Source organism: Agarivorans sp. MS3-6 (assembly GCF_054112545.1).
The window spans coordinates 38,965-64,580 of sequence record NZ_CM134202.1; the positions used below are offsets into that span (position 1 = coordinate 38,965).

The window sequence follows — 25,616 nt, forward strand, 5'->3', positions numbered from 1 at the left end:
CATCACATGTTTCAGTCGATAAAGCAGTGCAATTTACTGCACTAAAAAGAGGGGCATATTAAAGGTCTGAACAGATAACTTCAATAGCTTAAGTTTTTTTGGCGCTAACACTCGTGGTAGCGAGCAAATTGAACCATAATTAATGGGTGGACATATTGGAGTAGTTGTTATGAAAAGTTATGTCGAAAAAATGATCTCATGCCCTAGCTGTGGTCACCACACACCATTAATTATTGACGCGAGTAATGGCGACCAAGACTATTACGAAGATTGCCGCGTTTGCTGCAACCCTATTCATTGCCGTTTAAAGGTAGACGAAGCCAACGACAAAGTGTCAGCCTTTGTCGATGCCGACGACGAGCAGTATTTTTAGCTTAACCAGCGTTTAAGATCACCCGTTTTTGCCAAGTTTTTAATGGTATCAATGGCGGTTTGAGTCGCACTGTCTATCTCTATATTGACAAGGTCGTTGACTTGTTTGTCACCCAAGGTAGTGACTCTGAGGGTTTCTGGGATGATATGTAACCAAAATCCAGATTCACTAAGCTCGCCCACCGTTAAACTCGCTCCATCTACACAAATAAAACCTTTATAAACCACATATTCTAGCCACTGACTTGGCAACGATAGATGGATCGCCAAATTATTTTCACTGGCGCACAATTCAACGATTGTTGCAGTGCAATGAATATGCCCTGAGACTAGATGACCGCCAATCTCATCACCCACCTTAGCCGCGCGTTCAATATTTACAAAATCACCTTCATTAATCAGGTCTAAGTTTGTTAAACTCAAGGTCTCTTGTATCAAGTCGAATTGAACACCTTGCTCGCTAATGTCTACCGCGGTTAAACACGTCCCGTTTATCGCAACACTAGCACCTATGTTTAAGCCTTCGGTATCCGTTAAATAAACCCAGAGCTGCATTAAGCCTGGTGCCCTTTTGACTTTGATAACTTTACTTTTACTTTGAACTATTCCGGTGAACATGAAGTCTTTTTTCCTGGGTTTTAAACAACGTTTTTCAAAAGAATGCTTTGCCATACTGAGATTGGCAGGCCCGATTGTAGTGGCACAACTTACCATTACCGGCATGAGTTTTGTCGATACCATAATGGCGGGTTCGGTTAGCCCAACCGATTTAGCCGCAGTGGCCGTAGCGGCTAGTTTTTTTAACCCAATAATCTTGTTACTTCAAGGTATTTTGATGGCAGTAACACCTTTGGTGGCGTTTCAAATAGGTGCGCGCCAAGCCCACAAGGGTGGCATTATCTTCCGCCAAGCGTTGATCATATCCCTGGTTTTAGCCGCCTTAGCGTGGGTGATCTTATGGTTTGCACCTAACGTTTTTAATCTAATGGATGTTGAACCGCAACTGGTGGGATTAACCAAACAATACTTGTATTTTGTTAGTTTTGGCTTGCCCGCCTTTGCGTTGTACCAGGTACTGCGCGGGGTCAACGAGGCCTGTTCGAACATTAAAGCCATCATGATCATTGGGATCATCGGCTTAGCGATAAATATACCGGTTAACTATATTTTCATTAATGGTTTATTCGGCTTACCCAAACTAGGCGGTGCCGGTTGTGGCGTAGCCACTGCCATGGTGAACTGGTTTATGGCGATTGCCATGTTAGTGTATGCGCTAAGAAGCAATACCCTTAAACCGCTAAACTTGTTTGAAAGGCACAACGGTATCGACTGGTCGATTGTATCGCGCATTTTTAAATTGGGTTTGCCGATTGGTGGCGCAATATTTTTCGAAGTCACCTTGTTTTCGATGATAGCACTATTGCTGTCACCCTTGGGCGCAGACATTGTAGCTGCGCACCAAATCGCCCTAAACTTTACCTCGATGGTATTTATGTTGCCCTTGAGTATTGGGATAGCACTCACTATTCGAGTAGGTAACTACATGGGAGAGAAATCACATGATAAAGCGCAAATTAGTGCCTATAGTGGCTTGATATTGTCGATCATCGCCACCTTGTTTATCGCAAGTGCCACCATTTTGTTCCGTCACAACATTATTGCTTGGTATACCGAAAATGCCACTGTAGCCGCCATTGCCGCGCCGTTGTTTTTGCTCGCGGCCACCTATCAGCTGTCTGATTCTTTGCAGGTGTGTTGTGCCGGTGCTTTACGTGGTTACCAAGACACTCGGTTTATTCTAATTGTTACCTTGATTAGTTTTTGGCCTATTGGCTTAGGGGTTGGGTCGCTGCTTACGTTTACAGACACTCTCACAGCTGAACCCATGGGGGTTCAAGGCTTTTGGATTGCTATTGTATTAGCTTTAAGCGCCTGTGCAGTTGGTTTATTTTGGCGCTTAGTATGGGCAAGCAATAACCCAGATAAGCTGCATTTAATTAATAAGCAAGCATGAAGCTGCCGAACCTTACTAGTCTGCTAGTTGCCGGTTTAACGCTGGCTGCTAGCATTTACGTTGTCATCAATTGGTCTACTCCTCGCAGTGATAAGCTGTTTAACACCTACGTTGCGCGGCTTAACCGCGTACTTGCCATAAATATTACCCCGCCCTCCCGTTCAGATGCCCTAGTAAACTTTGCTTGGCGAGATTACCAATTAGCTGAGCCAGCGGTAAGCTTATCGCTCATCGACACCATGGGCTTACGCCAATGTGGCTTAGACCAGCTGGTATTTGAGAAAAATTCCAGCTTAGGTAAACATGCCAGTGCCGATAGGCAACTGCTTTGGCATAACCAAATAATCCTAAGCTTGCAGCACTGCTTGCAAAACCAAGCAATCAGCCCCGCATTAACACACAGCCTAAACGCGATTCTCAGTGCAAAAACCCAAGCCATACATACCTACTGGAACAACTATTTGGTTAACGAGCCAAGCTTGCGCCATTTATGGACCACGCCACATACGCTTAACGCACACCCGGTGGGGGCTTACCGAAGCATGGCGGGTTACTTAAGCAGTTTACAAAACATCCACCAGCAATTTGTAAATCAACAAGCGCTTGATAGTGCTATGTTGCTGGCTATAAGCCAACAATTGGCTAAAGGACCTAGCATATTGGCGCTCCTACAAGAGCTGCATAACGCCACGTTGTGGCTAAACACGGTAAGCAAAGCCTTAAAACAGCGAGCGTTTAGTTGCCGCAACAATCAACAAACCTTTGCTATTTTGTCTAATGTTTTACACAAGGTGTATATACCCAGCGTGCAGGAGTATTTAGCCCAGTTAGACCAAAGTTCCAATGTGCTCATTCTTCAATTAGCGCCCTTACTTGATGGGCAAACGGTGCAAACTTTGCTTGAGCAAACTAAACATGCACACCACGCCTTTCAGCAAGCGAACAAAGACCATGTGAAACAATGGCAGCGAATATTAAACAGCTGCCAAGGCTAAACTCATTACCTAACAGCAATATCGAAAAAAACGCGCTTTTGGCAGACTGGCTATGCCACCGCTGATTAATCATTGAGCATACAGTTCGAATATGAGAGAACAGCGATTGACGCCAGCAAACACATACAGTATCTTTCACGCCGTAGGTTTATTCCTCGATAATACAACCGTAGCTCAGTTGGTTAGAGCACCACCTTGACATGGTGGGGGTCGGTGGTTCGAATCCACTCGGTTGTACCAAAATTTAAAACAATATTCGCGTAGCTCAGTTGGTTAGAGCACTACCTTGACATGGTAGGGGTCGGTGGTTCAAATCCACTCGCGAATACCAAATTTTTCAACAAAGCCCGCTACTTAGCGGGTTTTGTTGTTTTTAGGGTTTGATAAACATCGGCTTTATGCCTCTGTTGTTGCCTCGTTATCTCAAAACACGGGCCGTGTCGTTATTTCGACCGACATTAAAAAAACACATTATTTTATTAATTTTTGTTACCGTTCGGTGACCATCAATTTGCGACCACGGTTTATTTTACTCTCTTTTAGCTTATGGTATTCGTTTGGCTGATTAGTGCGCTGCTTTATCTTAGGCTTATATTATTTTTAAGCACCCTTTCTCAAACATTTAGCCTTTTATTCTAATCAATAGCTTAGCTAGGCTAACCCTCTCTGGCACTTGATCAGTCAAACCGAACCAAGCTTGTAGGCGATGTTTTGAGCCTAGCGGTTTACCCGCTGATAACACTTAGCTAAACGTTGCTTTAATTGGTTTAGCATAGTGGTTTCGATTTCTTGCTCAATCTGATCGTTGTAGTTGTATACCAACAGGCTGTCGATTTGTTCTATTAGTGGGAGTATTAAGTGACCATTGTCATTATCCCAGTACCATTGATCGGCATTTTGCAATAAGCCGATTGAATGCTGCCGCTCACTAAGTTGTTGAGCCAGCTTAAGTTGGCAACGGGTGTGGTAAGAGGCGCTGTTCTCTAGTTGCTCGGCCACATTTAACAACCAAGTCGCTGGCTGCTGTTGAAACATCTTAAAACAAGCATCCCAGAGGTCTTTGCTGTCTATAGCGGCTAATAAACACTGTAATGAAAAGGGCTGAGTGTTTTCTTTGTTTTCTAACATTTGTACTTGCACATGGCCAGCACCATCACTGTGATAAATAGCGTGTAAAAACTGATACTGCTTTAGCAGCGATACAGGATTGTTTATGTCACTGTCATCGCTAAAAGGCGAGCGTATCGCTAGGCGATGTGCTTGCTTTAGTTGATCAACTAGCTGATCAATGCGTTGAAATAAGGGCGAACTTTGGTCAGTGCCAGCAAAACATATCTCGGCCTTAAGTGTGGGTAATAGCGTTATCAACGCCGCCATTTTTTCATCAATGCTAACTAACTGAGGTGCTTGATTACTCATACATTCTTACCCTTAAGGTATATTCAGCAAAGGGATGGGCTGAGACCGCTATGCCGATCCAGGTGCGCTGCTGATCCACCACCACAGCATTGGTGCTAAATTGGTGCCCATTGTCGCTTGTTGAGTTTAGCGTTTGGTGCAGATAGCCCTCGCCAGTTAGCGAGTAACTTGCTTCGCCGTCTTTTGATTCGATGCTTACTACAAATTGATCACCTTGGAAGCCGAGAATGAAATAGTGGTTTTCGTGTTCGCCTCCCACTATATCCGTACGCTCAAAAGGCTGGTTTGCTTGGTCAATGTTAAGGTAGTAGTAATCGCGGCTTAACCCTTCAATATGGCGAATCAATTGATGGCTAGCAGCCCTCACAGGGTTAGCTAGAATACTAACCAGTGCCACCAGCAAAACATTAATAACGGTGAATTTCATCACTTAACTCCCAAACAGTACATATTCGCTGTGTGTTTCAAAAAAAAGTAGAGGGCGTTCATTTTCGAGCTGCAGCTGCAGGGCATCCACAATCCACGCATCTATTGGCGGTAAGTAATCAGGCTTAATTGTCAGCTTTTGACCGTTTAACCAAATGCCTACATTGGGATCACTGCGATGTTTTAAGATATGGTCCAGTGCCACTGTTGTTTGCCGATGGGTTTCATCCTTTACGATGACATCGCTTATGGCTGTGTGACTATGCTCAGCTAAGGCTGGAATAAACACATCAAGCATCAGCTGCTTTAGCGTATTGGGCTGTATCTGATGCCAATCTAGTTGTTCGCTATCTCGAAGATGGTGGCAAAAAAGCAGTACAAAAGCGACCAAGGGCTTCTTAGCTAAGGCGGTGTTCAACAAGGCACTATTTGACACCGAGTTTGGCGTAAAGGTTTTATCAACGATATAGAAATAAGGCTTACCCGCTTCGCCGTATAAAGGGCGATAATCGAGCGTTTGGCTCTGAGCACTGGCCAAATTTAGTAAGATATTTTCACACAATTCGGGATTATCTTTTACTTGCTGCAAAGGTGAAAACCACCGTTTTCTGGCGTCAGGTTGTTCATCAATACCAAATAGTTGGTCGCTACTACCAAACAGATCGTCGGTGTCGCTTAAGGTAGGCAGAGACACACCGAAAGCCTGCAAGCTTGCTTCCTCTTCGCCGTTTATTAGCCATTTTAGCAAATGGCTTATCTCGGCCAGTTTTGAAGAATGCGGCGCAAGACCATGCAGCTCTGTTTTAATATCCTTGAGAAGATATTCTGCTTCTTTGAGAAGGCCTTGCTGGCTTGCTGTCAATGTAACTGCTCCCTGCGGGTGAAACATCCTTACACAATGCTTGAGGAACATTGATGCCTCAATGGCTTATCATAAGAGGAGTTAACCAGCACTGCATTGACTTGAGCACATAGGCAGTAGGATTTTAACTAAGAGCATAACTGCAGGCGGCGTGGGTTGATACCTTAATCAAACAGCCTAGTACGAACTATGTGTTACAAAACCCTTTTAGGTTGAACAGACAAGGATTACTCGGCCCTAGCGTCAGCCCCATGCTCTGACAACTGAGCACCAAACCAGCGGTGGATAGCAGTTATCAGTGTAAGGTCAGTGGTTTTAAACTCAATGTTAGCGCCTTCAGGGGTAGCAGTGTACAAAACCCTTAGTTCGCTGGCTCGCTGTTGCAAGGTTTTCAGCCCGGGCATGGTATCGCCATGTAAGCTTGCAGGTGCTGAGTAGTCTCCCTGACTAAACAGCTTGGCTTGATGTGTTAGATGCCGCTGGATTAACGACACTTGATCACTAGCGCTAGCATCTTTTGCAATAACACTCATGACACCGCCTTGTTCTGTCATCGTAAAGACATGGGTAGTTTCAGACATGGCAAAGGGCATTACATGATGTGACATTTCATGAATATGTTGCTGGGTAGTTTCGGCAAATACTGAAGGTGATGCTAAGGCTACCAGTAGGCACAGCCATTTAGAAACCTTGGCAATAGGCGATATTGTTATTCTCATGGTCAGCCCTTAGATTGTCGTTCAATTAAAAAAGTACTCGCCATAGCTAATACTCATGGCGTTTATTGGGTCTTAGCTTTTTCTATTGCCGTTTTTTCTCGCTATTTTTGTTCTAAAAAAGCGAAGCGCAGACGCCCCCAATTCATACAGTAACACCAATACCCATAGCCCTGTGATTAGCAGCACAAATACGGTGAAATGTGATAGCAGGTTGCCCGTTTTACCTTGGTACTTGGGGTTGGGACTATTGAGCATGTCCTCACCAAATAAGCCTGAACAACATGGCTTACAGTAATTTTTAGTTTTAACCACATAAAGCTGATTACTGGCTACTTGGTTATCGCAGCAAAAACACTTCATTTAACTCTCTCTAGCTATGGGTGACACAGGCTCATCAATACTTACAAACTGTAATCGAACACAATTATATCTGCTAATAGCGGCCTAAATAGGTCTTTTAGTATCTCATGTTCAGGGTGAGGCAAATAGCGCTGTCGTGCATCTTCGTCCGCAAAGCTCATCAACACCGCATGGGTATAGCCTTGGTTTTTTTGTTCGGGGCTGTTGTTAAGCCCCCACTCTACGGAAACAACGCCTTCTATCTTGTCTGGCATTGATTCAAATAGCCGTTTGAGTTCTTCTATTTGTGATTCATTGGCTGAGGGCTTTAACTGTATAAGTAGTATGTGTCTAATCATTGTCATCCCAGCGCTAGGCTGTTAATTAAGTGTTGGCTAATAGAGGGTGTATAGTATTTTAATGTCCAACCAGCCGCCTTACGAGCAGGTCTTAAGCAACGCCGAGGCCTGCAGTGTTCACCTCTGAACCATTCACATTGTATCAGCTGTTAGCGAGTAGCGTTGCTTAATAATTTTATAGCGGATTCGCTTTCTTATGGGCGCCAAAGCGGTCAGCATCGAGGCCTCGTTTCCAATAACCCACCGCCGAGACGTTTAGCCTATTGAAACCGATGTCTTGTTGAAGCTTTGGCCTAAGCGCACGGATGATGGTCGCTTCTAAGCCTAAAAATACTTGGGTATCCTTTGCCATGGTTTGCGCTGTTTGTAACACAATCTGCTCTAAGCTTAGCTTGTTTTCATCTTCAATAAACCATTGTGTATTTAAGGCGTCGTCATAATCCATGTCGATGATATCGTTACGGCTGGGTACGGATATGATGGCTTTTACACTGGCGTCGGGCTTAAACCTTGGTATGTAGCCGTTGATGGCATTAACAGATGTAAGATCACCGACTAACAAATAACTGTGGTGGCTATAGTTGGTCAATTTTAAAGGGCCAGGACCTGCGATAGTAACGTGGTCACCCACTGTTGCGCTTTTCGCCCAGTTGGTGGCTGGTCCCTTATGGCGATTAATTACAAAATCTAACGCAAGCTCTAGGGTATTGGGATTAAACGCGCGAATAGTATACGAACGCATAGTTTTTTCAGATTTGCCCGGTTCTTGAAAAACCACTTTTACATAGGACCCTTCAAGGCCTACTGGAAAGTCAGATAAACTGTCACCAGAAAGAACAAAGCGGCGTAAATGAGGTGACAACTCGATGATCGAAGATATCTTTGTTAAACGCATAACGGGCTTTTTCGGCTTCACTGAGTCACTCCTATTGATCTTGAATAACGACACTTATGTTGATAAAGTCTACTATAATTCAACATGGTTGATATTGTCAACCAACAAGCATTGGTAAATTTATGGAACAAGATGATATTTCAGACATTGTTTTTGGTGTTGTGCATTCATACCGCTTAGCAATGCGCGCTACTCTAAAAGCCAGTGAACTTGGCTTAAATTCGATGCATGTTAGGTGTTTATCTTTCATCGAACGCAACCAACGTTGTACAGCCAACGACATCGTTCAGTTTCTTGCTAGAGATAAAGCACAAGTAGCCCGTTTAATTAAAGAGATGATAGATAAAGAGTGGTTAACTAAGAGCGCAAACCCAGAGGACCGACGAAGTCAGTTTCTCGCACTGACCACCGACGGAATTAAACTGGCCAGCCTTATCCGCGATACACAACTAGACATTCACAATACGATGCTAGAAAACCTTTCCGCCGAACAGGTAAAAGCCTTTAAAACAGTCGCTGGCACCATGGCCGCTAACCTGCGCTCATACGGTAAAGATATTTGAGCTTAGTTAAGGCTTAGCGCCGTGATAATCGGGTTTATTTATGTGAAAAATTGCTGTATAAGCATGCGCTGTATTTCGTTTAATGAGGATCCGCATGTCTAAGTTTTTTTATAAAGGCCGTATTGAGAAAAAGCCTAAGCATGAGAGTTTCGGTTTTAACACTAAACGTGCTGTGAAACCTGGTTCAGCTGAACGGCCTCTGAAATTAACTGTAACCTCAGAGCAACGTAAACAAGAATTAGCATCGGTGGCGGCTGAGCATCAGCTAGTGGTTAACATTACCGTAGATGACACTGCTGAAGAAAATATTCAAGAGTTAGACGTCGTCATTAGCAAGCCAATCACGGCCACCTTTGACAAAAAACCGAACCGTAATGACCCCTGTAGTTGCGGTAGCGGTAAAAAATATAAAAAGTGTTGCGCATAGTATAAGGAAGCGAAAGCTTCCCTTCTTATTTCTACTTTAAGCTACGCCAATGCATCTCAACTTCATTGTCGCCTAAGGTCACATAGGCTGACTCTTCGGTAATGGTGACTGATAAGTCCATAGTTCGCGTCACAAACGACGCTAAGGTGCTAATTTCTTGCCAGTCAAATTGCCAAACCTGAACATCTAACTGACTAATTTTGTTCGCTGTTTGCTGCCACCAAGTATCTGATTTGGCATTAAAGGTATATACCTTGGCTACTTTAGCCGACCGAGTCGCTTTTTTTATCCGCTCTGGAGTAGGCTCACCAACATCTATCCACAACTGGGTTTCGTTTGCCAAAGATTTAAGCCAGATATCGGGCTCTTCTATTTCACTAAGGCCTTTGGTAAATTCTAGATCTTGCTCGGCACTCAGGCAAAATGCCATGGTTCTGGCCATCATTCGCTCTAGGGTTTCAGAGGGGTGCTGGGCAATGGTTAAGCTTAAAGTGTCGTAGTAATTGCGATTGAGATCAGACAAAGAAATACGTAACTTATAGATGGTTGGTTTTAGCGCCACAAAAATGCCTTAAAAAAGAGTAAGCCCCGCACTTTACAATTTGGCGGGGAATAATGGCACAGAGCATGCGCTTTTTTTTATTGAAACTCAATACGACACTTCGCTAAGTGGCGTATTTTATCTAAGCATAATTAATCAGGGTAAGTGTCTCTAATTGCGAGAAATTCATCAAAATCGTTAACCAGCAAGTCAACCAAACTAGGATCGAAATGTTTGCCCTTTTGCTCAATGATAAATTCTTTAATTTGTTGGTTTGACCATGGCTCTTTGTAAGATCGCTTAGAGCCTAGTGCATCAAATACATCAGTAATAGCCATGATACGTCCCACTAGAGGGATATCTTCTCCAGCTAGTTGCCTTGGGTAGCCTGAACCGTCCCATTTTTCATGGTGACATAAGGATATTTCGGCCCCTAAACGCGCGATAATTTTGTTAGAGTCAGCCAACAAGTCATAACCTATTTGCGCATGGGTTTTCATTACTTCCCACTCTTCTGCGTCTAACTTGCCAGGTTTATGTAGTATTGATTCGGGGATCGCTATTTTACCTAAATCGTGTAAAGGCGCTGCGTGCTTGAAGACTTCAACAAACTCAGCATCAAAACCCAGTTTTTGGGCCATCAACTCACAAATTAAAGAAACCCGCTTAACATGCGATCCCGTTTCTTTGCTACGTTGTTCAATGGCATCGCCAATAATAAATATCAGCTCTTTTTGAGTATCTTGAATTTCTTCTTTGATGGTCAAATTTTCAAAGGTTAACGCGATGTTGGTAGCAAAAACTTCTAACAAGCCTTTCTCAATATCATCCAGTGGTTTTTCATGTTGAACATACAACAAACTGACGCTGCGATTATCGGTCGGGTAAAAACCGACATAACAGCTTTCGGTAACCAATGTTTTTCGTTCGTCTAATGCTCTCTTGAGTAAAGACTTAACGTTTTCTGGAATTTTACTTTGGTCAAAATTGTATTCGTTGTGTTCGTTGGTGACAAAATCACCGGTTGCGGCCAACACATTAAAAGACTGATGATGAAGTACGTCTTCGGTCAAAGTGGTGATATACATCGCTGATGTTTCTAACTGAAATAGCTCAACCAGTTGTTTAAGTACCGCTGAGCCGAAGTGATAAAGGGTTTTACTCTTGAGTACTAAAGAGGTTGATTCAATCACCTGCAACAAACCGGAGCGATGGCGTTCGATGAATTGAATATCGCGAAAAGAACGAATCGCGGAATAGGTAATGGTTTTTAACTTGGTCGCGGTAAGCTCTGTTTTACTTTTGTAGTCATTAATATCATAGTCTTTGATAACCGACTCTTCGGGCGCCTGCCCGGGCTGACCAGTACGCAAAATTAAGCGAGTGGCATGATTTTCTTTAGTTTCTCTGATCCATTTAACCAACTCTAGTCCGGCGTGATCAGTTTCCATCACCACATCAACCAAAGCTATTGCTATGTCGTTATGCTCGTCAAAAATCTTTTGTGCTTCTTCGGCACTATAAGCGGATAAAAATTCTAACTTGTAACCATCAATTTCTACGTCAGATAGAACCAAACGTGTGACCGAGTGAATCTCTGCCTCGTCATCAATCACCAATAGCTTCCACGTTCCCTTAGAAGTTTCTTCTACTGGCTCTGCGAAATCATCGATGAAAAGAAAGTCGCTCATGCCCTGCTCCATATGTTTTTAGATACATTAAACCTAGATCAGCAACTGCATAATATCAAAGACTATTATCCACTAACTTTCAAAAATTTAGAGTTAACGCCCGCTATTGGGTAGTAAATCATTTAAAAGTAGCCGGGATTTAGCTAAAATCAACTGAAACTCAATAACTTGAAACTTATGGAAAGTCGCTTAACAAGCTATAACATACTGCCTTCTTTAGTTATCTTAGCAATGGCTGCCGGTATGTTAATGTGGTATTCCAGCTTATCCTCGAATACCCGAGATATTATTTATTGGCTGCCCTATGGCTTAGCGGCTATTACAGCGATACTCGCTTTACAGTTTAACCGTCGTCAATTAGTGGTTGTGGTTTTTGTTAACGCTTTCAGTTATTGGCTAATTTTTAGTTACCTACAACAACCGCTCGATGTAGCGCAAGCCCGAGTTGCCTACGCACTGGTGTGTGTATTTATTCCCATTAATTTGGTGGCTAACCAATTTATAAGAGAAAACGGCAGCAGGACTCGCAGAGCATGGATTTGCTATTGTATCTTGCTAATACAGGTGATCGCGATTGCAATTACCGTAGATTTTTTAAGCGATTCTATAGTTGCTCACATTGACAATTGGTTTACGCCCAGGCCCATCGATGGCTTTGTCATAAGCTTAAATGCCTTGGGCTTGTTAACGCTTTGCTCGGTATTGGCCTTTGTTCGTTTTATTAATCAACCAACCAGTATTTCTATCGGCTTATTCTTTAGCTTTGTTGCTAGCACCTTTCCGATAATCTTTTTAGATAGAGAAGCTATTTCGTCAGTTTTTTTTACCGCCTCTTTACTGATTATGTTATTTAGCGGATTTAGTGCCTCTCACGAATTGGCCTATCGTGATGAGCTAACCGGCTTATTAGGCAGGCGCATGTTATTTGAAAAACTAGCAGGCTTGTCCAAAAACTATACCTTGGCCATGGTAGATATAGACCACTTCAAGAAGTTTAACGACACCTATGGACACGATGTCGGCGACGACGTGTTAGCGATGGTGGCGGCTAAGTTAGACCAAATTGAAGGCGGTGGACAAGTGTTTCGCTACGGCGGTGAAGAATTCACGGTACTTTTTAAGGGTAAGAAGCTGAATCACGCTATTGCCTTTTTAGATGACACTCGAGAGATTATCTCGGAAACCCCCTTTGTCATACGAGACAAAAACAGCCGCGAAAAAAGTGATAAGTCTCGTCGTGATAACGAGGCTAAGCCTAAAGAGACGGTACAAATCACCGTGAGCATTGGGGTTGCTGAGAAATCCAGCCAACATTACGATGCCCAAGAAGTCATTAAAGACGCCGATAACGCCTTATACAAAGCCAAGAATAAGGGCAGAAATGTGGTGGTTGGTTAATGTAAATTAATCAGGGCATAAAAAAAGGGTTAAGCCTTAAAGCGCTTAACCCTTTTTGTTGATAGACATTAAACGACTGCAGCAATCGCCGTACACAGTGCTTGCATGTTGTTTTTAGTCATACCCGCTACGCTAATACGGCCAGAACCAACAATATAAACCCCATGTTGTTCTTTTAAGATAGTGACTTGCTCTTTGCTTAATCCAGAGAACGAGAACATGCCATTTTGGCGTTGAATGAAGCTGTAATCACCTGTGGCCCCTTTCTCGGCTAGAGTGGCAACAAATAAATCGCGCATTTCTTTAATACGAACACGCATTTCTGCCACTTCTGCATGCCACTGAGCTTTTAGCTCTGGGTTTTGCAAAATGGTCGTTACCACCGCAGCACCATGTGAAGGCGGGTTAGAGTAATTAGCACGAATGCCTGCTTTAACTTGACTGAATGCAACGGCACCCTGCTCTTTGTCTTCAGCAACTAAAGTGAATGCGCCAACACGTTCGTTATACAAACCGAAGTTTTTAGAGAACGAACTTGCGACTAACAGCTCTTTAATTTCTTTAGCAAAAATACGTAGGCCTGCTGCGTCTTCTTCTACGCCTTTAGCGAAACCTTGGTAGGCAAAGTCAAACAGTGGCAGAATTTTCTTAGTCGCTGACAATGCGGCTAATTGTTGCCATTGTTCAACCGTGGGATCAATGCCAGTAGGGTTGTGACAACACCCGTGGAACAACACTAAATCGCCTTCTGATACTTGCTCTAAAGAGCTAAGCATGGCGTCAAAATCTAAATCTTTGGTTTCAGCGTTGTAATAGTCATAAGCTTTAACTTCTAAGCCAAGCGCTTTGAAAATATTGCCGTGGTTAGCCCACGTTGGATTGCTTACCCAAACAGTACGAATACCTAAATGGTTGTAGGCAAATTCTGCAGCATTATGTAATGCGCCTGTACCACCAGGAGATTGAGCCGTAAATCCGCGTTGGCTATTAACTATTTCACTGTCTTCGCCAAACAATAACTTTTGAACTTCGGTGCCGTAAGCGGGATTACCTTCAATACTAAGGTAAGACTTGGTGGCTTCGTTTTCTAAAAGGTATTTTTCTGCAATTTTAACGGTGTCTAACACTGGCGTTTGGCCAGCTTCGTTTTTGTAGATACCTACACCGAGATTGATTTTGCTGGGACTTGGGTCAGCTTTAAAAGCTTCAGTTAATCCTAAGATAGGATCCGCTGGGGCTGCGGTTACGCGCTCAAACATATTTTCCTCACTGCTAGTTACTTACCTGTATTCTGCGAAAGATTACCCTAAGTTATTATGGCTGTCTTTAGGTGGACAAAAAAATATCGGGTAAATGTTGATTTAACGCATTAATTTGGATTAAGCAGCTATTTTTGTTAATTTTAAACCACAATTATGACACCATGTCATCGCTTACTATAAAAGTGTCTGTAGCGTTAACAAGAGACCCAGCTATATGGATTTAAGTTTAGGTTTTATCGTAAAAAAATGGTTAGGCTCTTTGTTGATGCCACTTAATATCGCCCTATTTTTTTTACTGCTATCTTTTTACTTTGGCTTAACCAAGCGCCCCTACCGAGCGGCAGCCACATTACTCCCGGCGCTGTTGATTTTAATTGTCACGAGTAACCCTTGGTGGGTAAACCAACAATTATTAACCAACGAGCGACAAGTAGACGTGCCTAGCAATGTTGTCGATAGCTTCGATTTTGTCGTGGTGTTAGGTGGCGGCCATATTAGTGACCCTTTATTATCCCCCACTGAGCAGTTAAGCCGCTCTTCACTGGCTAGGATTTTGAAAGGCATCGAACTTAGTCTAGTTAACCCACAAAGTCGCTTAATTGTTTCAGGGTATGGCGGTAGCGATCCTAATAGCAACGCTGAGTTAATGGAAAAGGTAGCAACACAAGCTAATATTCCCCCAGCCAATATAATTACTATTCCTAAAGCCAGAGATACCGAACAAGAAGCGGCGGTCATTTCTACCTACATAGGACAACGCCCCACGGCGTTAGTCACCAGTGCTACTCATATGCAGCGCGCTTTACAGCATTTTCAAAAATACTCTAGCAACATTAGCCCCGTTCCTACCGATTATTTAGGAAAAGAAGTTCAAGCAGAACAAAGACTTTACGAATATTTGCCTGATGCACGCTTTATGTACCGCTATGATGCACTGTGGCATGAGAAGTTAGGTGTGTGGTGGCAAAAAATTCGTGCTTATTTTTCTTAATCGTTTGTTTTAGATCAGCAATTTTCAGTTTTAGCTAAGTAATTTTCGCTAAACACTACGTTTTTGTAATTTATTCACTATAATCGAGCCAATTTATTTAAAGGAGAGAAACGCAATGAGAACACCTCTAGTAATGGGTAACTGGAAACTAAACGGTACTAAAGATTCGGTTACTGCATTAGTAAATGGTTTAATCGAGCCAGCTAAAGCTGCTACCAACGTGCAAGCAGCAATTTGCCCACCAGTAGTATTCTTGGGTCAAGTTGAAGCTTTAGTCGGTGATGCTCCAATCGCTTACGGTGCACAAGATGCAAGTGTTAACACTTCTGGTGCATTCACTGGTGAAAACTCTCCAGTTATGTTGAAAGAATTTGGTTGTACTTACAGCCTTGTAGGCCACAGTGAGCGTCGTCAGTACCACAACGAAACTGATGCGGTTGTTGCAGCAAAATTTAAAGCGATTCAAGAAAACCAATTAGTACCTGTACTATGTATTGGTGAAACTGACGAAGAAAACGAAGCCGGTAAAACTGAAGTTGTTGTTGAAACTCAACTTAAAGCGGTTATCGACCTTTGTGGTATCGATGCGTTAGCAAATGCAGTTATCGCATACGAGCCTGTTTGGGCTATCGGTACTGGTAAATCAGCGACTTCTGAGCAAGCTCAAGCTATTCACGCTCACATTCGTGGTTGGTTGGCTGCACAAAGTGCTACCGTTGCTGAAAAAGTACAAATCTTATACGGCGGCAGCGTTAAAGCAGCCACAGCTAAAGAATTGTTCTCTCAAGCAGACATCGACGGCGCTCTTGTTGGCGGCGCATCGCTAATGGCTGAAGAGTTTGGCGCAATTATTACTGCTGCAAACTAATTTAGTTATTACATTGAAAAAGCCGCTGTTATTACAGCGGCTTTTTTTTAGCTTAATTTTACTAATTGTTGCTGCATTTCGGCTATTTCATCCCGCACAGCGGCGGCTTGTTCAAACTCTAATTCTTTAGCATGGTTAATCATTTGTTTTTCAAGCTGTGCAATGCTCTTTAGCAAGGACTCTGGTGATAAAGCAATATATTTTGATTTAGGCTCGGCAGCCATAAGTGTTTTGCTTTTACCAAAGTTACTTATATCCACCACTTTTTTATTGAGTTTTTGTGGAACGATGCCATTTTCCAGATTGTAACTATGCTGAATTTCACGACGCCGCTTGGTTTCACTGATGGCTTTTTCCATAGAACCAGTGATTTTATCCCCGTACAAAATAGCTTTACCTTGCGGGTGGCGAGCAGCCCTACCAATAGTTTGTATTAATGAGCGTTCTGATCTCAAGAAACCCTCTTTGTCTGCATCAAGTATTGCCACCAAGGACACTTCTGGCATGTCTAAGCCTTCACGCAGTAAGTTAATGCCTACCAATACATCAAATACACCTAGGCGTAAGTCTCGGATAATTTCAACCCGCTCTACGGTGTCAATATCGGAATGTAAGTACCTTACTTTCACCTGATGCTCAGTGAGGTATTCACTCAAATCTTCAGCCATACGTTTGGTGAGTGTAGTGACCAGCACCCGCTCATTAATTGCAGTGCGAATACCAATTTCTGATAGCAAGTCATCCACTTGCGTATTCACTGGACGAACTTCAATTTCAGGATCCAATAATCCGGTGGGCCTAACCACTTGCTCTACGAACTCTTGGTTGGTTTTATCTAGTTCAAATTTACTGGGTGTTGCCGACACAAATATAGTTTGTGGGGCAATAGCTTCAAACTCGTCAAATTTAAGGGGGCGATTATCTAAGGCCGAGGGCAACCTAAAACCGTAGTTAACTAAGTTTTCTTTACGTGATCGGTCACCTTTATACATCGCGCCTATCTGCGGAACAGTAACGTGAGACTCGTCTATCACCATCAGACCATCATTGGGTAGATAATCTAACAACGTTGGAGGTGGCTCGCCTGGTGCACGATTTGATAGGTATCTGGAGTAGTTTTCGATCCCCGAACAATAACCTAACTCGTTCATCATCTCGATATCAAATAATGTGCGTTGCGAGATCCTCTGTTCTTCTACCAATTTGTTGGCCGATAACAGCTGACTTTTACGCTCGTTCAACTCTTCTTTAATAAACGAAATAGCATTAAGGATGGTTTCTCGCGGGGTAACGTAGTGAGTTTTAGGAAAGATAGTCGTTCTGGCCATTACGGCTTCTTCGGCACCAGTTAAGGGGTCAAAACTGGTTAAGCGCTCTACTTCACCGTCAAATAATTCAATTCTTACTGCATTTTTATCAGACTCAGCGGGAAATACATCAATCACATCCCCTCTTACTCTAAAAGTAGAGCGCTGAAAAGCAGCGTCATTTCGGGAGTATTGTAACTCGGCGAGTCGACGTAAAATTGCGCGCTGATCAATCAGATCGCCAACACTAAGGTGAAGCATCATTTTTAAATATGATTGAGGATCACCCAAACCATAAATGGCAGACACAGACGCCACTAATATTACGTCTCTTCTCTCTAATAAGGCCTTGGTGGCGGATAGGCGCATTTGCTCGATATGAGAGTTTACTGATGCGTCTTTTTCTATAAATGTATCGGTGGTTGGTACATAAGCTTCTGGCTGATAGTAATCGTAATATGAGACAAAAAACTCTACGGCGTTATTTGGGAAAAATTCTTTCATTTCACCATACAGTTGCGCAGCCAAAGTTTTGTTCGGCGCTAACAAAATTGTTGGGCGATTTTGTTCAGCAATAACATTGGCAATAGTGAAGGTTTTACCAGAGCCTGTTACACCAAGTAAAGTCTGGTGAGCGAGTCCATCAACCAAACCTTCATTTAAACTGTCAATCGCTTTTGGCTGGTCTCCGGCGGGCTTGTAATCAGACACTAATTCAAAAGATTTTTTCATTGCATAGTAACCAGTCATCAAAAATCAATAAGTTTACATTCTACTTTAATAGACGCCAGATTAAACATCAGTATTGTATCTCACAATCATTTCCTAATGACTCAGAATACTATAGTGGCATTTGGCTTTTTGTAGCAGAAACGGCTATTTTGGGGACAGTAACGTTATTGTAATGAAAAGTAATGCACACTTTTTTTTACATGTACATAAAAAATTTTAGTCGCGGCTATTTTTTGAGCTTTTACTCCAAATATAATGTAAGTCATTGTTTTTAATAAGTAATCACAATAAACAGATTTAGATCAATTTTACGCTGATAGCCTATATTCATTGGGCTACAGAGAGATTGTTTAATTTGATGCACATAGTTATCCACAAAATCAGTGGATAACTATCGCAAACGGGCAGCATCAAAGGCTTTTAGAAGTTGTGTATAAAAAAACTCAGTGTAAGCTAACTGAATGTTGCTTATGTTTTATCTTCATTTACACTGCTGACCAATTTTTGTACCAACAGATCGAGTTTTGATCAGCATTTGCTCATAACTGCATGTAGTTTGAGCAAACAGACACAAAATCTCATTTTTGATGTAGAAGTAGTTGACAGCTATAGGGGCAATTATTACTATGCGCCCCGCACTTAAGCAAAGCGATTCCCCAGTAGCTCAGTTGGTAGAGCGGTGGACTGTTAATCCATGTGTCGTTGGTTCAAACCCAACCTGGGGAGCCAAATCCTAGTTTAAGTACAAATCAAGATTCCCCAATAGCTCAGTTGGTAGAGCGGTGGACTGTTAATCCATGTGTCGTTGGTTCAAGCCCAACTTGGGGAGCCAATCTTGATTACAATAGGTTAGACCTTATATGATTCCCCAATAGCTCAGTTGGTAGAGCGGTGGACTGTTAATCCATGTGTCGTTGGTTCAAGCCCAACTTGGGGAGCCAATCATATAATTAGATAGATTTTAAGAATTCCCCAATAGCTCAGTTGGTAGAGCGGTGGACTGTTAATCCATGTGTCGTTGGTTCAAGCCCAACTTGGGGAGCCACTTAACTATCTAGATATACCTTATAATTCCCCAGTAGCTCAGTTGGTAGAGCGGTGGACTGTTAATCCATGTGTCGTTGGTTCAAACCCAACCTGGGGAGCCAAATTCCAGAAAAAAGACGTCTTATGACGTCTTTTTTTGAATCTCCTCCTCGCCATTTCCTATTGATAAATGTGCTAACTTTAGACCTTTGAGCCAATAGATAAACAGCGACACTATCTCTGTGGTTTATCGAACGGAATCTCCATCGTGGCAAGCAACTACATCATCTACAGCCAAACCCAATCTGTTAGGCTAACTAAAAGAAAAGAGTTCGCGCCAACCGTAGACTTGAACCCTACCCGCCCCTTTGTTCATTAGGCAAATCCCACTACCCCCTCCCATTATACTCAGATTATTTTCTGTCTTTCTTTTGCGGTTTTCGTAACCAATCAAGGAAGACTTAAGTCGATAGGTAATCAAGTCACACACCAAGCGCGCTATAATATTTTGTTAAGGGGAATCAAACCATGAAACCAAAGCGATTCACTCAGCTATTTATTACACTTATTATAATTAGCAGTAGTACTTTCGCACTGGCCAAATCCATCGAAGAACGGCCTACCTTCCAACATGGCGAATATCGATTGCTGCTTATTACAAAACATCAGCCAATACGGAATAGATAAAAGGAGTCGTTTTTTATAACGGGCGATGGCGAAATGCCCTATGACACTAATGAATACTACGACGTTACTAGCAAGTGATACTCGACGCTGGCTTTGCTGTTTTTAGTTGGGATAAGCCCGGCCTTGGAGATGAAAGTGCTTATTCTCCTGCATTTTTGGCCACGCTGCTGGAATGGCTAAAAGCACGTAAAAATTAAACAATTAGTGTACTAATTCTCGTCTTTTCTTGCATTTCTTTAGCAAACCAACCATCTTAATATTATATTTAACTGCTAAACAGCTAACCATCTGATAGATAAGTCTATTGTTTGCATGTATCATAGGCGGTTACGGATGATGCTTTATTGTACAGGATGTATATGAAAGGTCTTAGAACATTCTTTGTTGTAAATGCTTTCTTATTTATCGCATTGTGGGTTGCGCTGGTTGGGGTACACGTACAGCTTTTTAAATTAGATTTAGCACGAGAAAACCAGCAAATTAACGCCCTACTCAGCTTACAGTTAAGCGAGGCAAGTCAACTTAATCAAGATTATCTATCAGAGCTTCGAGACCATCATAAGCTTAGCTTTATTTCTACTCAGTTAGCGATAGATAATACTTTGGCGCTGGTGGGACCAACTCAACACTGGCTAGTAGAGCTTGCCGAGCCCGCTAAAACACGCTTGCAGACCATTCAGGTTGGTAAATACCAAGTCAACTTCAAACCTTCCTTTGAGTTTGTTAGTGACGGGTATTTAAAGCTGTATTTAACCATCGCTAGTTTATGTGTTTTGGGTTACTTTTTGACAAGTATGCTGTACTTGCGTGCCATTTCCCGGGTCAAATCAAAACTCAAAAAATTAATTAGTGCCGAGCGTTTAGTTGATGAGAAACCTGTGTTGGGCGCTGTTGGTGAATTGATAAAAGAACAAAAGCTAGAATTAACTCAGCAGATTCGTCAACAAAAGCACGCCATAAAACAATTAGAAAAGCAGGTAGCTTTAGATCCTTTAACCGGCCAACTAAATCGACATGCTTTTCGCCAGCAGATGCAAGGCCTATTAAAAGAAAACGCTAAAGATACCGTTTTGTTTCTAGTGAGGGCCTCACAGCTTCAAGATATAAACAAAGCCCGCGGCCATCAAGCAGGTGATGACTACATTAAAGATGTGGCAAAGATCGTTGATTACTGCCGCAAAGAATACCACAGCAGCCTGTTATATCGCCTGCTCGGAGCAGAGTTTGCGCTAATTATACCTCACTTTCCTGCTAGCCGCGTGAGTCAAGTTGCCCAAGGTATTAAATCATCTCTGAACGACTACACCAACAATAAGCAAATGCAAAGTGCGGCATATACCGGTATCACCGAGATAAAACCTGGCGATAGTATTGAGAAGGTCATTGCCCGTGCAGACGCCGCTGTAGCGATAGCTCAGAGCTTATCGCCTAATGGGTGGGAGATAGTACTAGAAGACAGCCAAACGCTAGAGAACAGTGAATTACAATGGCACAGTACTATTAGTTCGCTAATTGCCAAGAAAAACTTCCGCTTAGCAGCTCAGCCGATACAATCCTTACACAGAACCATGCCCGCTTATCATGAAGTGTTCATCCGCTTCTTGTCTGATAGAGATCAACAGTTACCTACTGAAACCACTTTAGTCATGGCTCAGCGCCTAGATATGATAGTGGCATTAGAAAAAGCCACGATAGCCTTCATATTAAAAACCATTGCTAACCAAAAAGCAGAGTACCGTTGGGGTATTAACCTAAGCAAACTTATTTTGATCGACCCAGAGTTTTGCGAATGGCTAACGCAAACACTGCTGACCTACCCCACGTTAAAATCTCGAATCGTGTTTGAACTTGAAGAAGAAGTGTTAGACATGTATTTAAATAATGCCAAGAAGCTATTTGAAGTATTGCGCCGTAATAGTTGCCACACCGCAATCGCAGATTTCGGAAATGGCATTGGCTCATTTAAGTTATTTAAAGAGCTAAAACCCAATTACGTGAAAATTAGTAGCGATTTAGTTCATCAACTTGAACAAGATAAAACCAACCAACAGTTTGTCAGTATGCTGGTTGAAGTATCACATCGCTTAGGCTGTCAGGTTATCGCTCAGGGCGTTGAAACCCTTGAACAAAAGCAATTATTAGAATCTATGTATGTTGATAGCTTACAAGGCTACTTAATCGCTCGACCTGAGCTAATTAGCTAGTTGTGCAGAGGTTGTTGGTAAATGACTTGGTTACTACTTCCACGCCACTGCAATTTAGGATCGGCTAAGGCTTGCTCATATTTTCCGTCTATTAAGGTATCAACAAGCTTAACTACTGCTTGTTGTTTGGCGGTTAGATCTGCCAATAGATAACCCGTCCACAACCAAATATCTTTGCCTACACACTCGGTTTTTACCCGTTGAACTAAACGATGCACCGCTGCTACGTTGTTCGGATGTAAAGGGTCTCCGCCACTAAGGCTTAAACCTTTACGCCGAATACGAGGATCGTTTAGGTCATCAATAATTTGTTGTTCAAGTTGTTCGGTGTACAAGTGGCCTGAATTGCAACTCCAAGATTTTTGGTTGTAGCAGCCACGACACTGATGCTCGCATCCAGCAACGAACAAGGTACAACGGGTACCTTGTCCATTTACCACATCAACCGAATGATAACTTAGATAATTCATTTACAGGTGTTTGACTCGTCGTTTAACTTCTTCTTGCTTACCGTAGTTAAACGGGCGCGCATCGGGGCTGCCTAAATAGCCGCATACTCGTCGTGTCACTGACACCTTGCTAGCTTCTGAATTACCACATGATGGGCACTCAAAACCTTTACTGGTGCAGTTAAATTCGCCGGTATAGTCGCACTCATAACACTCATCAATTGGGGTGTTAGTGCCGTAATACGGCACTCGACTGTAGCTATAGTCCCATACGTCTTCCAGTGCTTCAGTATTATTTTGCATATTCGGGTATTCACCGTAGCAAATAAAGCCACCACTGGTTACCGACGGATATGGCAATTCGAAGTCAATTTTATCGAATGGGTTTACCTTTTTCTCTACGTCTAAATGAAAGCTATTGGTGTAGTAGCCTTTATCGGTAACATCTTGAATTACGCCAAACTTTTTGGCATCTAAACGACAAAAACGGTCACACAAGTTTTCACTTGGTGTGCTGTAAAGACTAAATGCATAGCCACTTTCTTTTTCCCAACGTAACGTGGCTTGTTTTAGAGCCGTAACAATACCTAAGGCTTTTTGTTGCAGCTGTTTGTTGTCATAAACGTGGTGGTCGTTACCATATAAGGCGTTAACCGTCTCATGAAGACCAATATACCCCAAGGAAATTGAAGCTCGACCATTTTCAAAGATTTTAGAGACGTCATCTTCAGCTTTTAGCCTCACACCACATGCCCCTTCCATGTAGAGAATTGGTGCAACTTTGGCTTTCACCCCTTTTAATCTCTCTATGCGAGTATCTAAGCCCATTTTGGCCACACTTAAACGCTGTTCTAATAGTTCAAAAAAGCGCTGTTCATCGCCCTTTGCTTCAATCGCTATACGAGGCAGGTTTAAACTAACCACGCCTAAGTTGTTACGCCCGTCATGTATGTCTTTGCCATCTTCTTGGTAGGGACCTAAGAAACTACGACAACCCATAGGGGTTTTAAATGAACCCGTTACTTCCACTACCTTTTCGTAATTAAGAATATCGGGATACATACGCTTAGACGCACATTCAAGGGCCAGTTGCTTAATATCGTAACTTGGGTCGCCCTTCTTGTGATTTAAGCCATCTTTAATGGCAAACACCAGTTTAGGGAATACCGCTGTTTTGGCATTTTTGCCAAGCCCTGCAATACGGTTTTCTAGAATAGACCGTTGAATAAGGCGTGAAGCCCAACACGAACCTAAGCCAAATCCGAAGGTAACGAACGGTGTTTGACCGTTAGCGGTATGTAAGGTATTTACTTCATATTCTAGCGATTGGAATGCGTCGTGACATTCTTTTTCTGTTTGCGCCTTAGCGTAAGCATCTGCGTCAGCAATATTCCACTGTTTAGCTGTGGCTAAATGTTTTTCGTGACTCTTTAATACGTAAGGAGACAAAATTTCGTCAATACGATTGATGGTTGTGCCGCCATAGATATGGCTAGCTACCTGGGCAATAATTTGTGCCGTAACCGCGGTAGCCGTCGAAATCGACTTTGGCGTCTCGATTTCGGCATTGCCCATCTTAAATCCACCGGTGAGCATTCCTTCAAGATCAATCAACATACAATTGAACATAGGAAAGAATGGGGCGTAATCTAAATCGTGAAAATGAATTTCACCCGCTTCATGGGCTTTAACTACGTCTCTTGGAAGCAAGTGAGTTTTAGCGTAGTGCTTAGCCACAATACCTGCTAATAGATCGCGTTGAGTAGGAATGACCTTGCTGTCTTTATTGGCGTTTTCATTTAATAAAGCAGCATTGCTTTGTTCAACTAAACCTCTAATTTCACTATTAAGCACACTACGTTTGTCGCGAGCCACGTCTCTATCGTGGCGATATTCGATGTAAGCACGAGCCAAAGTTTTGTTGTCGCTCTCCATCAAACAGTTTTCTACCGACGATTGAATATCGTTAATATCAACTTCTGTTTGAGTTAAAAACTGCTCGGTGACCTGTTGGGCAATTTGTAGTGCAACTAAGTTATCTTTGACACCTAGAGCTTCAGCAGCTTTCAGTACTGCGTCTACAATCCGCTTTGCGTCGTAAGGTACACGGCTTCCATCACGTTTTATCACGACTGTTTTCACGATTTATGCTCCAATTTATCTCACTCATTTAACTAAAAAAACACTGGACATCACGCTACTAAAGGGCTGGAAAGACAAAAGGTCTGAAAAAAGCCAAGCGGAGCGCTTATCCACATATTGTGGTGACAAATTGTAGATCCCACTAGATATGGTAGTCGAGTGATTTAATCGTTAAAGCAAATTCAAATGATCAAGATCAATCGAAGCTAAATAACTTAATTTGTTTGCTCAGAAATGTATCATTTATCACGGCAAATTATTGGTTCCTTTCCCACATTGAACTGACGGTTGTTATACGGTGATTAAACGAGGATAATAGCCGCTGGTTTCGCTGCATCTTACTTAAATGACTGAATATTTGTTGTTATTGATTAGTACTGTACTGGTCAATAATTTTGTACTCGTTAAATTTTTGGGCTTATGCCCCTTCATGGGCGTTTCTAGTAAAGTAGAGACGGCTATTGGTATGGCCTTGGCTACAACCTTTGTACTGACTTTAGCCTCAATGAGCTCTTATTTAGTGGAGCAATATATATTAGCACCACTAGATATTATCTACCTGCGCACTATGAGCTTTATTCTGGTGATTGCGGTAGTCGTGCAATTTACCGAGATGTTTGTGCAAAAAGCCAGCCCTGCTTTACATAGAGTATTAGGTATCTATTTGCCATTAATAACCTCAAATTGTGCGGTTTTAGGGGTGGCCTTATTAAACATCAACGAACAGCATGATTTGTTTGAATCAATCATCTATGGTTTTGGTGCAGCTGCAGGCTTTTCTCTAGTGTTGATTCTTTTTTCCGCGATGCGAGAGCGCTTAGTTGTTGCAGATATCCCGGTTCCGTTTAAGGGTGCTGCGATCGCCATGATCACAGCCGGATTAATGTCTTTAGCCTTCGTCGGGTTTGCCGGCTTAATTAAGTAGTAT

The 25,616-nt window shown here is 42.5% G+C and carries 24 protein-coding genes and 7 tRNA genes; 17 read left to right on the forward strand and 14 right to left on the reverse strand.

Annotated elements, in window-relative coordinates; all coding sequences use genetic code 11:
- Window positions 1-169: 169 nt before the first annotated feature.
- Entirely contained in the window at window positions 170-373 is a 204-nt protein-coding gene (locus ACVFI8_RS00225; protein WP_248715435.1) for a CPXCG motif-containing cysteine-rich protein, read from the forward strand.
- Here the strand turns inward: ACVFI8_RS00225 and ACVFI8_RS00230 are convergent.
- Window positions 370-990, reverse strand: a complete 621-nt coding sequence (locus tag ACVFI8_RS00230) for a riboflavin synthase subunit alpha (protein ID WP_457872690.1) — start codon at window positions 988-990, stop codon at window positions 370-372. The two genes, ACVFI8_RS00225 and ACVFI8_RS00230, sit on opposite strands and share 4 nt — an antisense overlap.
- On the opposite strand from ACVFI8_RS00230, the gene ACVFI8_RS00235 reads away from it, so the two are divergent.
- The 4 genes from ACVFI8_RS00235 to ACVFI8_RS00250 all read left to right on the forward strand — a co-directional run bounded on the left by ACVFI8_RS00235 (window position 989) and on the right by ACVFI8_RS00250 (window position 3,712).
- Window positions 989-2,386 (forward strand): MATE family efflux transporter, encoded by a 1,398-nt coding sequence (locus ACVFI8_RS00235; protein ID WP_457872691.1) that lies wholly within the window; start codon window positions 989-991, stop codon window positions 2,384-2,386. The two genes, ACVFI8_RS00230 and ACVFI8_RS00235, sit on opposite strands and share 2 nt — an antisense overlap.
- Window positions 2,383-3,381: a DUF3080 family protein gene (locus ACVFI8_RS00240; RefSeq protein WP_457872693.1), complete on the forward strand. Its 999-nt coding sequence runs from the start codon at window positions 2,383-2,385 to the stop codon at window positions 3,379-3,381. The genes ACVFI8_RS00235 and ACVFI8_RS00240 overlap by 4 nt, the downstream gene beginning before the upstream one ends.
- A 163-nt stretch (window positions 3,382-3,544) precedes the next feature.
- Window positions 3,545-3,621, forward strand: a tRNA-Val gene (locus tag ACVFI8_RS00245).
- 14 nt (window positions 3,622-3,635) lie between these two features.
- Window positions 3,636-3,712 (forward strand) — tRNA-Val (locus ACVFI8_RS00250).
- A gap of 386 nt (window positions 3,713-4,098) precedes the next feature.
- Here ACVFI8_RS00250 and ACVFI8_RS00255 read toward each other — a convergent pair.
- From ACVFI8_RS00255 to ACVFI8_RS00285, 7 genes are all read right to left on the reverse strand, one after another.
- Window positions 4,099-4,800 carry a hypothetical protein gene (locus ACVFI8_RS00255; protein ID WP_457872694.1) on the reverse strand — a complete coding sequence of 234 codons (702 nt, stop codon included), beginning with the start codon at window positions 4,798-4,800 and terminating at the stop codon, window positions 4,099-4,101.
- A complete protein-coding gene (locus tag ACVFI8_RS00260; RefSeq protein WP_457872695.1) occupies window positions 4,793-5,227 on the reverse strand; it encodes a hypothetical protein in 435 nt (144 codons plus the stop codon). Before ACVFI8_RS00260 ends, ACVFI8_RS00255 begins: the two co-directional genes overlap by 8 nt.
- Window positions 5,228-5,230: 3 nt before the next feature.
- Window positions 5,231-6,088: a hypothetical protein gene (locus ACVFI8_RS00265; protein WP_457872696.1), complete on the reverse strand. Its 858-nt coding sequence runs from the start codon at window positions 6,086-6,088 to the stop codon at window positions 5,231-5,233.
- Window positions 6,089-6,315: 227 nt separating this feature from the next.
- Complete coding sequence (locus ACVFI8_RS00270; RefSeq protein ID WP_248715428.1) at window positions 6,316-6,807, reverse strand: hypothetical protein; 492 nt, start codon at window positions 6,805-6,807, stop codon at window positions 6,316-6,318.
- A gap of 72 nt (window positions 6,808-6,879) precedes the next feature.
- Complete coding sequence (locus ACVFI8_RS00275) at window positions 6,880-7,167, reverse strand: hypothetical protein (RefSeq protein ID WP_248715427.1); 288 nt, start codon at window positions 7,165-7,167, stop codon at window positions 6,880-6,882.
- Between the two features lie 41 nt (window positions 7,168-7,208).
- On the reverse strand, window positions 7,209-7,505 hold the full coding sequence (locus ACVFI8_RS00280) for a Dabb family protein (protein ID WP_457872697.1): 297 nt from the start codon (window positions 7,503-7,505) through the stop codon (window positions 7,209-7,211).
- A gap of 175 nt (window positions 7,506-7,680) precedes the next feature.
- A complete protein-coding gene (locus tag ACVFI8_RS00285; protein ID WP_457872698.1) occupies window positions 7,681-8,421 on the reverse strand; it encodes a siderophore-interacting protein in 741 nt (246 codons plus the stop codon).
- A 101-nt stretch (window positions 8,422-8,522) separates the two neighbouring features.
- On the opposite strand from ACVFI8_RS00285, the gene ACVFI8_RS00290 reads away from it, so the two are divergent.
- A complete protein-coding gene (locus ACVFI8_RS00290) occupies window positions 8,523-8,963 on the forward strand; it encodes a MarR family winged helix-turn-helix transcriptional regulator (RefSeq protein ID WP_457872699.1) in 441 nt (146 codons plus the stop codon).
- A 94-nt stretch (window positions 8,964-9,057) separates the two neighbouring features.
- A complete protein-coding gene (locus tag ACVFI8_RS00295; RefSeq protein ID WP_457872700.1) occupies window positions 9,058-9,390 on the forward strand; it encodes a PBPRA1643 family SWIM/SEC-C metal-binding motif protein in 333 nt (110 codons plus the stop codon).
- 31 nt (window positions 9,391-9,421) lie between these two features.
- On the opposite strand, the gene ACVFI8_RS00300 is transcribed toward ACVFI8_RS00295, so the two are convergent.
- Together ACVFI8_RS00300 and ACVFI8_RS00305 are read right to left on the reverse strand one after the other, a co-directional pair.
- Complete coding sequence (locus ACVFI8_RS00300) at window positions 9,422-9,952, reverse strand: YaeQ family protein (RefSeq protein WP_248715422.1); 531 nt, start codon at window positions 9,950-9,952, stop codon at window positions 9,422-9,424.
- 131 nt (window positions 9,953-10,083) lie between these two features.
- Window positions 10,084-11,622, reverse strand: a complete 1,539-nt coding sequence (locus ACVFI8_RS00305; RefSeq protein WP_248715421.1) for a DUF3369 domain-containing protein — start codon at window positions 11,620-11,622, stop codon at window positions 10,084-10,086.
- A gap of 177 nt (window positions 11,623-11,799) precedes the next feature.
- Between ACVFI8_RS00305 and ACVFI8_RS00310 the strand changes: the two genes are divergently transcribed.
- A complete protein-coding gene (locus ACVFI8_RS00310; RefSeq protein WP_248715420.1) occupies window positions 11,800-13,020 on the forward strand; it encodes a GGDEF domain-containing protein in 1,221 nt (406 codons plus the stop codon).
- A 68-nt stretch (window positions 13,021-13,088) separates the two neighbouring features.
- Here ACVFI8_RS00310 and ACVFI8_RS00315 read toward each other — a convergent pair whose 3' ends face one another.
- Window positions 13,089-14,279, reverse strand: coding sequence for an amino acid aminotransferase (locus ACVFI8_RS00315; RefSeq protein WP_248715419.1), 1,191 nt, complete (start codon window positions 14,277-14,279; stop codon window positions 13,089-13,091).
- A 217-nt stretch (window positions 14,280-14,496) separates the two neighbouring features.
- Here ACVFI8_RS00315 and ACVFI8_RS00320 point away from each other — a divergent pair, with 217 nt between their 5' ends.
- Window positions 14,497-15,273, forward strand: coding sequence for a YdcF family protein (locus tag ACVFI8_RS00320; protein WP_248715418.1), 777 nt, complete (start codon window positions 14,497-14,499; stop codon window positions 15,271-15,273).
- A gap of 115 nt (window positions 15,274-15,388) precedes the next feature.
- The gene (gene tpiA / locus ACVFI8_RS00325; RefSeq protein ID WP_248715417.1) at window positions 15,389-16,141 is read left to right on the forward strand and encodes a triose-phosphate isomerase; all 753 of its coding nucleotides are present in this window, start codon (window positions 15,389-15,391) and stop codon (window positions 16,139-16,141) included.
- A gap of 47 nt (window positions 16,142-16,188) precedes the next feature.
- Here the strand turns inward: tpiA and uvrB are convergent, their stop codons facing one another.
- Window positions 16,189-18,180: an excinuclease ABC subunit UvrB gene (gene uvrB / locus ACVFI8_RS00330; RefSeq protein ID WP_457872703.1), complete on the reverse strand. Its 1,992-nt coding sequence runs from the start codon at window positions 18,178-18,180 to the stop codon at window positions 16,189-16,191.
- 653 nt (window positions 18,181-18,833) lie between these two features.
- Between uvrB and ACVFI8_RS00335 the strand changes: the two genes are divergently transcribed.
- The 6 genes from ACVFI8_RS00335 to ACVFI8_RS00360 all read left to right on the forward strand — a co-directional run bounded on the left by ACVFI8_RS00335 (window position 18,834) and on the right by ACVFI8_RS00360 (window position 22,097).
- A tRNA-Asn gene (locus ACVFI8_RS00335) sits at window positions 18,834-18,909 on the forward strand.
- A 27-nt stretch (window positions 18,910-18,936) separates the two neighbouring features.
- Window positions 18,937-19,012, forward strand: a tRNA-Asn gene (locus ACVFI8_RS00340).
- 33 nt (window positions 19,013-19,045) lie between these two features.
- A tRNA-Asn gene (locus tag ACVFI8_RS00345) sits at window positions 19,046-19,121 on the forward strand.
- A 28-nt stretch (window positions 19,122-19,149) separates the two neighbouring features.
- Window positions 19,150-19,225: transfer RNA gene (locus ACVFI8_RS00350), tRNA-Asn, on the forward strand.
- A gap of 27 nt (window positions 19,226-19,252) precedes the next feature.
- Window positions 19,253-19,328: transfer RNA gene (locus ACVFI8_RS00355), tRNA-Asn, on the forward strand.
- Between the two features lie 924 nt (window positions 19,329-20,252).
- Window positions 20,253-22,097 carry an EAL domain-containing protein gene (locus tag ACVFI8_RS00360; protein ID WP_248715415.1) on the forward strand — a complete coding sequence of 615 codons (1,845 nt, stop codon included), beginning with the start codon at window positions 20,253-20,255 and terminating at the stop codon, window positions 22,095-22,097.
- On the opposite strand, the gene nrdG is transcribed toward ACVFI8_RS00360, so the two are convergent.
- Window positions 22,094-22,567, reverse strand: coding sequence for an anaerobic ribonucleoside-triphosphate reductase-activating protein (gene nrdG, locus ACVFI8_RS00365; RefSeq protein ID WP_248715414.1), 474 nt, complete (start codon window positions 22,565-22,567; stop codon window positions 22,094-22,096). The two genes, ACVFI8_RS00360 and nrdG, sit on opposite strands and share 4 nt — an antisense overlap.
- Entirely contained in the window at window positions 22,568-24,688 is a 2,121-nt protein-coding gene (gene nrdD, locus ACVFI8_RS00370) for an anaerobic ribonucleoside-triphosphate reductase (RefSeq protein WP_248715413.1), read from the reverse strand.
- 346 nt (window positions 24,689-25,034) lie between these two features.
- On the opposite strand from nrdD, the gene rsxA reads away from it, so the two are divergent.
- A complete protein-coding gene (rsxA, locus tag ACVFI8_RS00375) occupies window positions 25,035-25,613 on the forward strand; it encodes an electron transport complex subunit RsxA (protein WP_248715412.1) in 579 nt (192 codons plus the stop codon).
- Window positions 25,614-25,616: the final 3 nt, after the last annotated feature.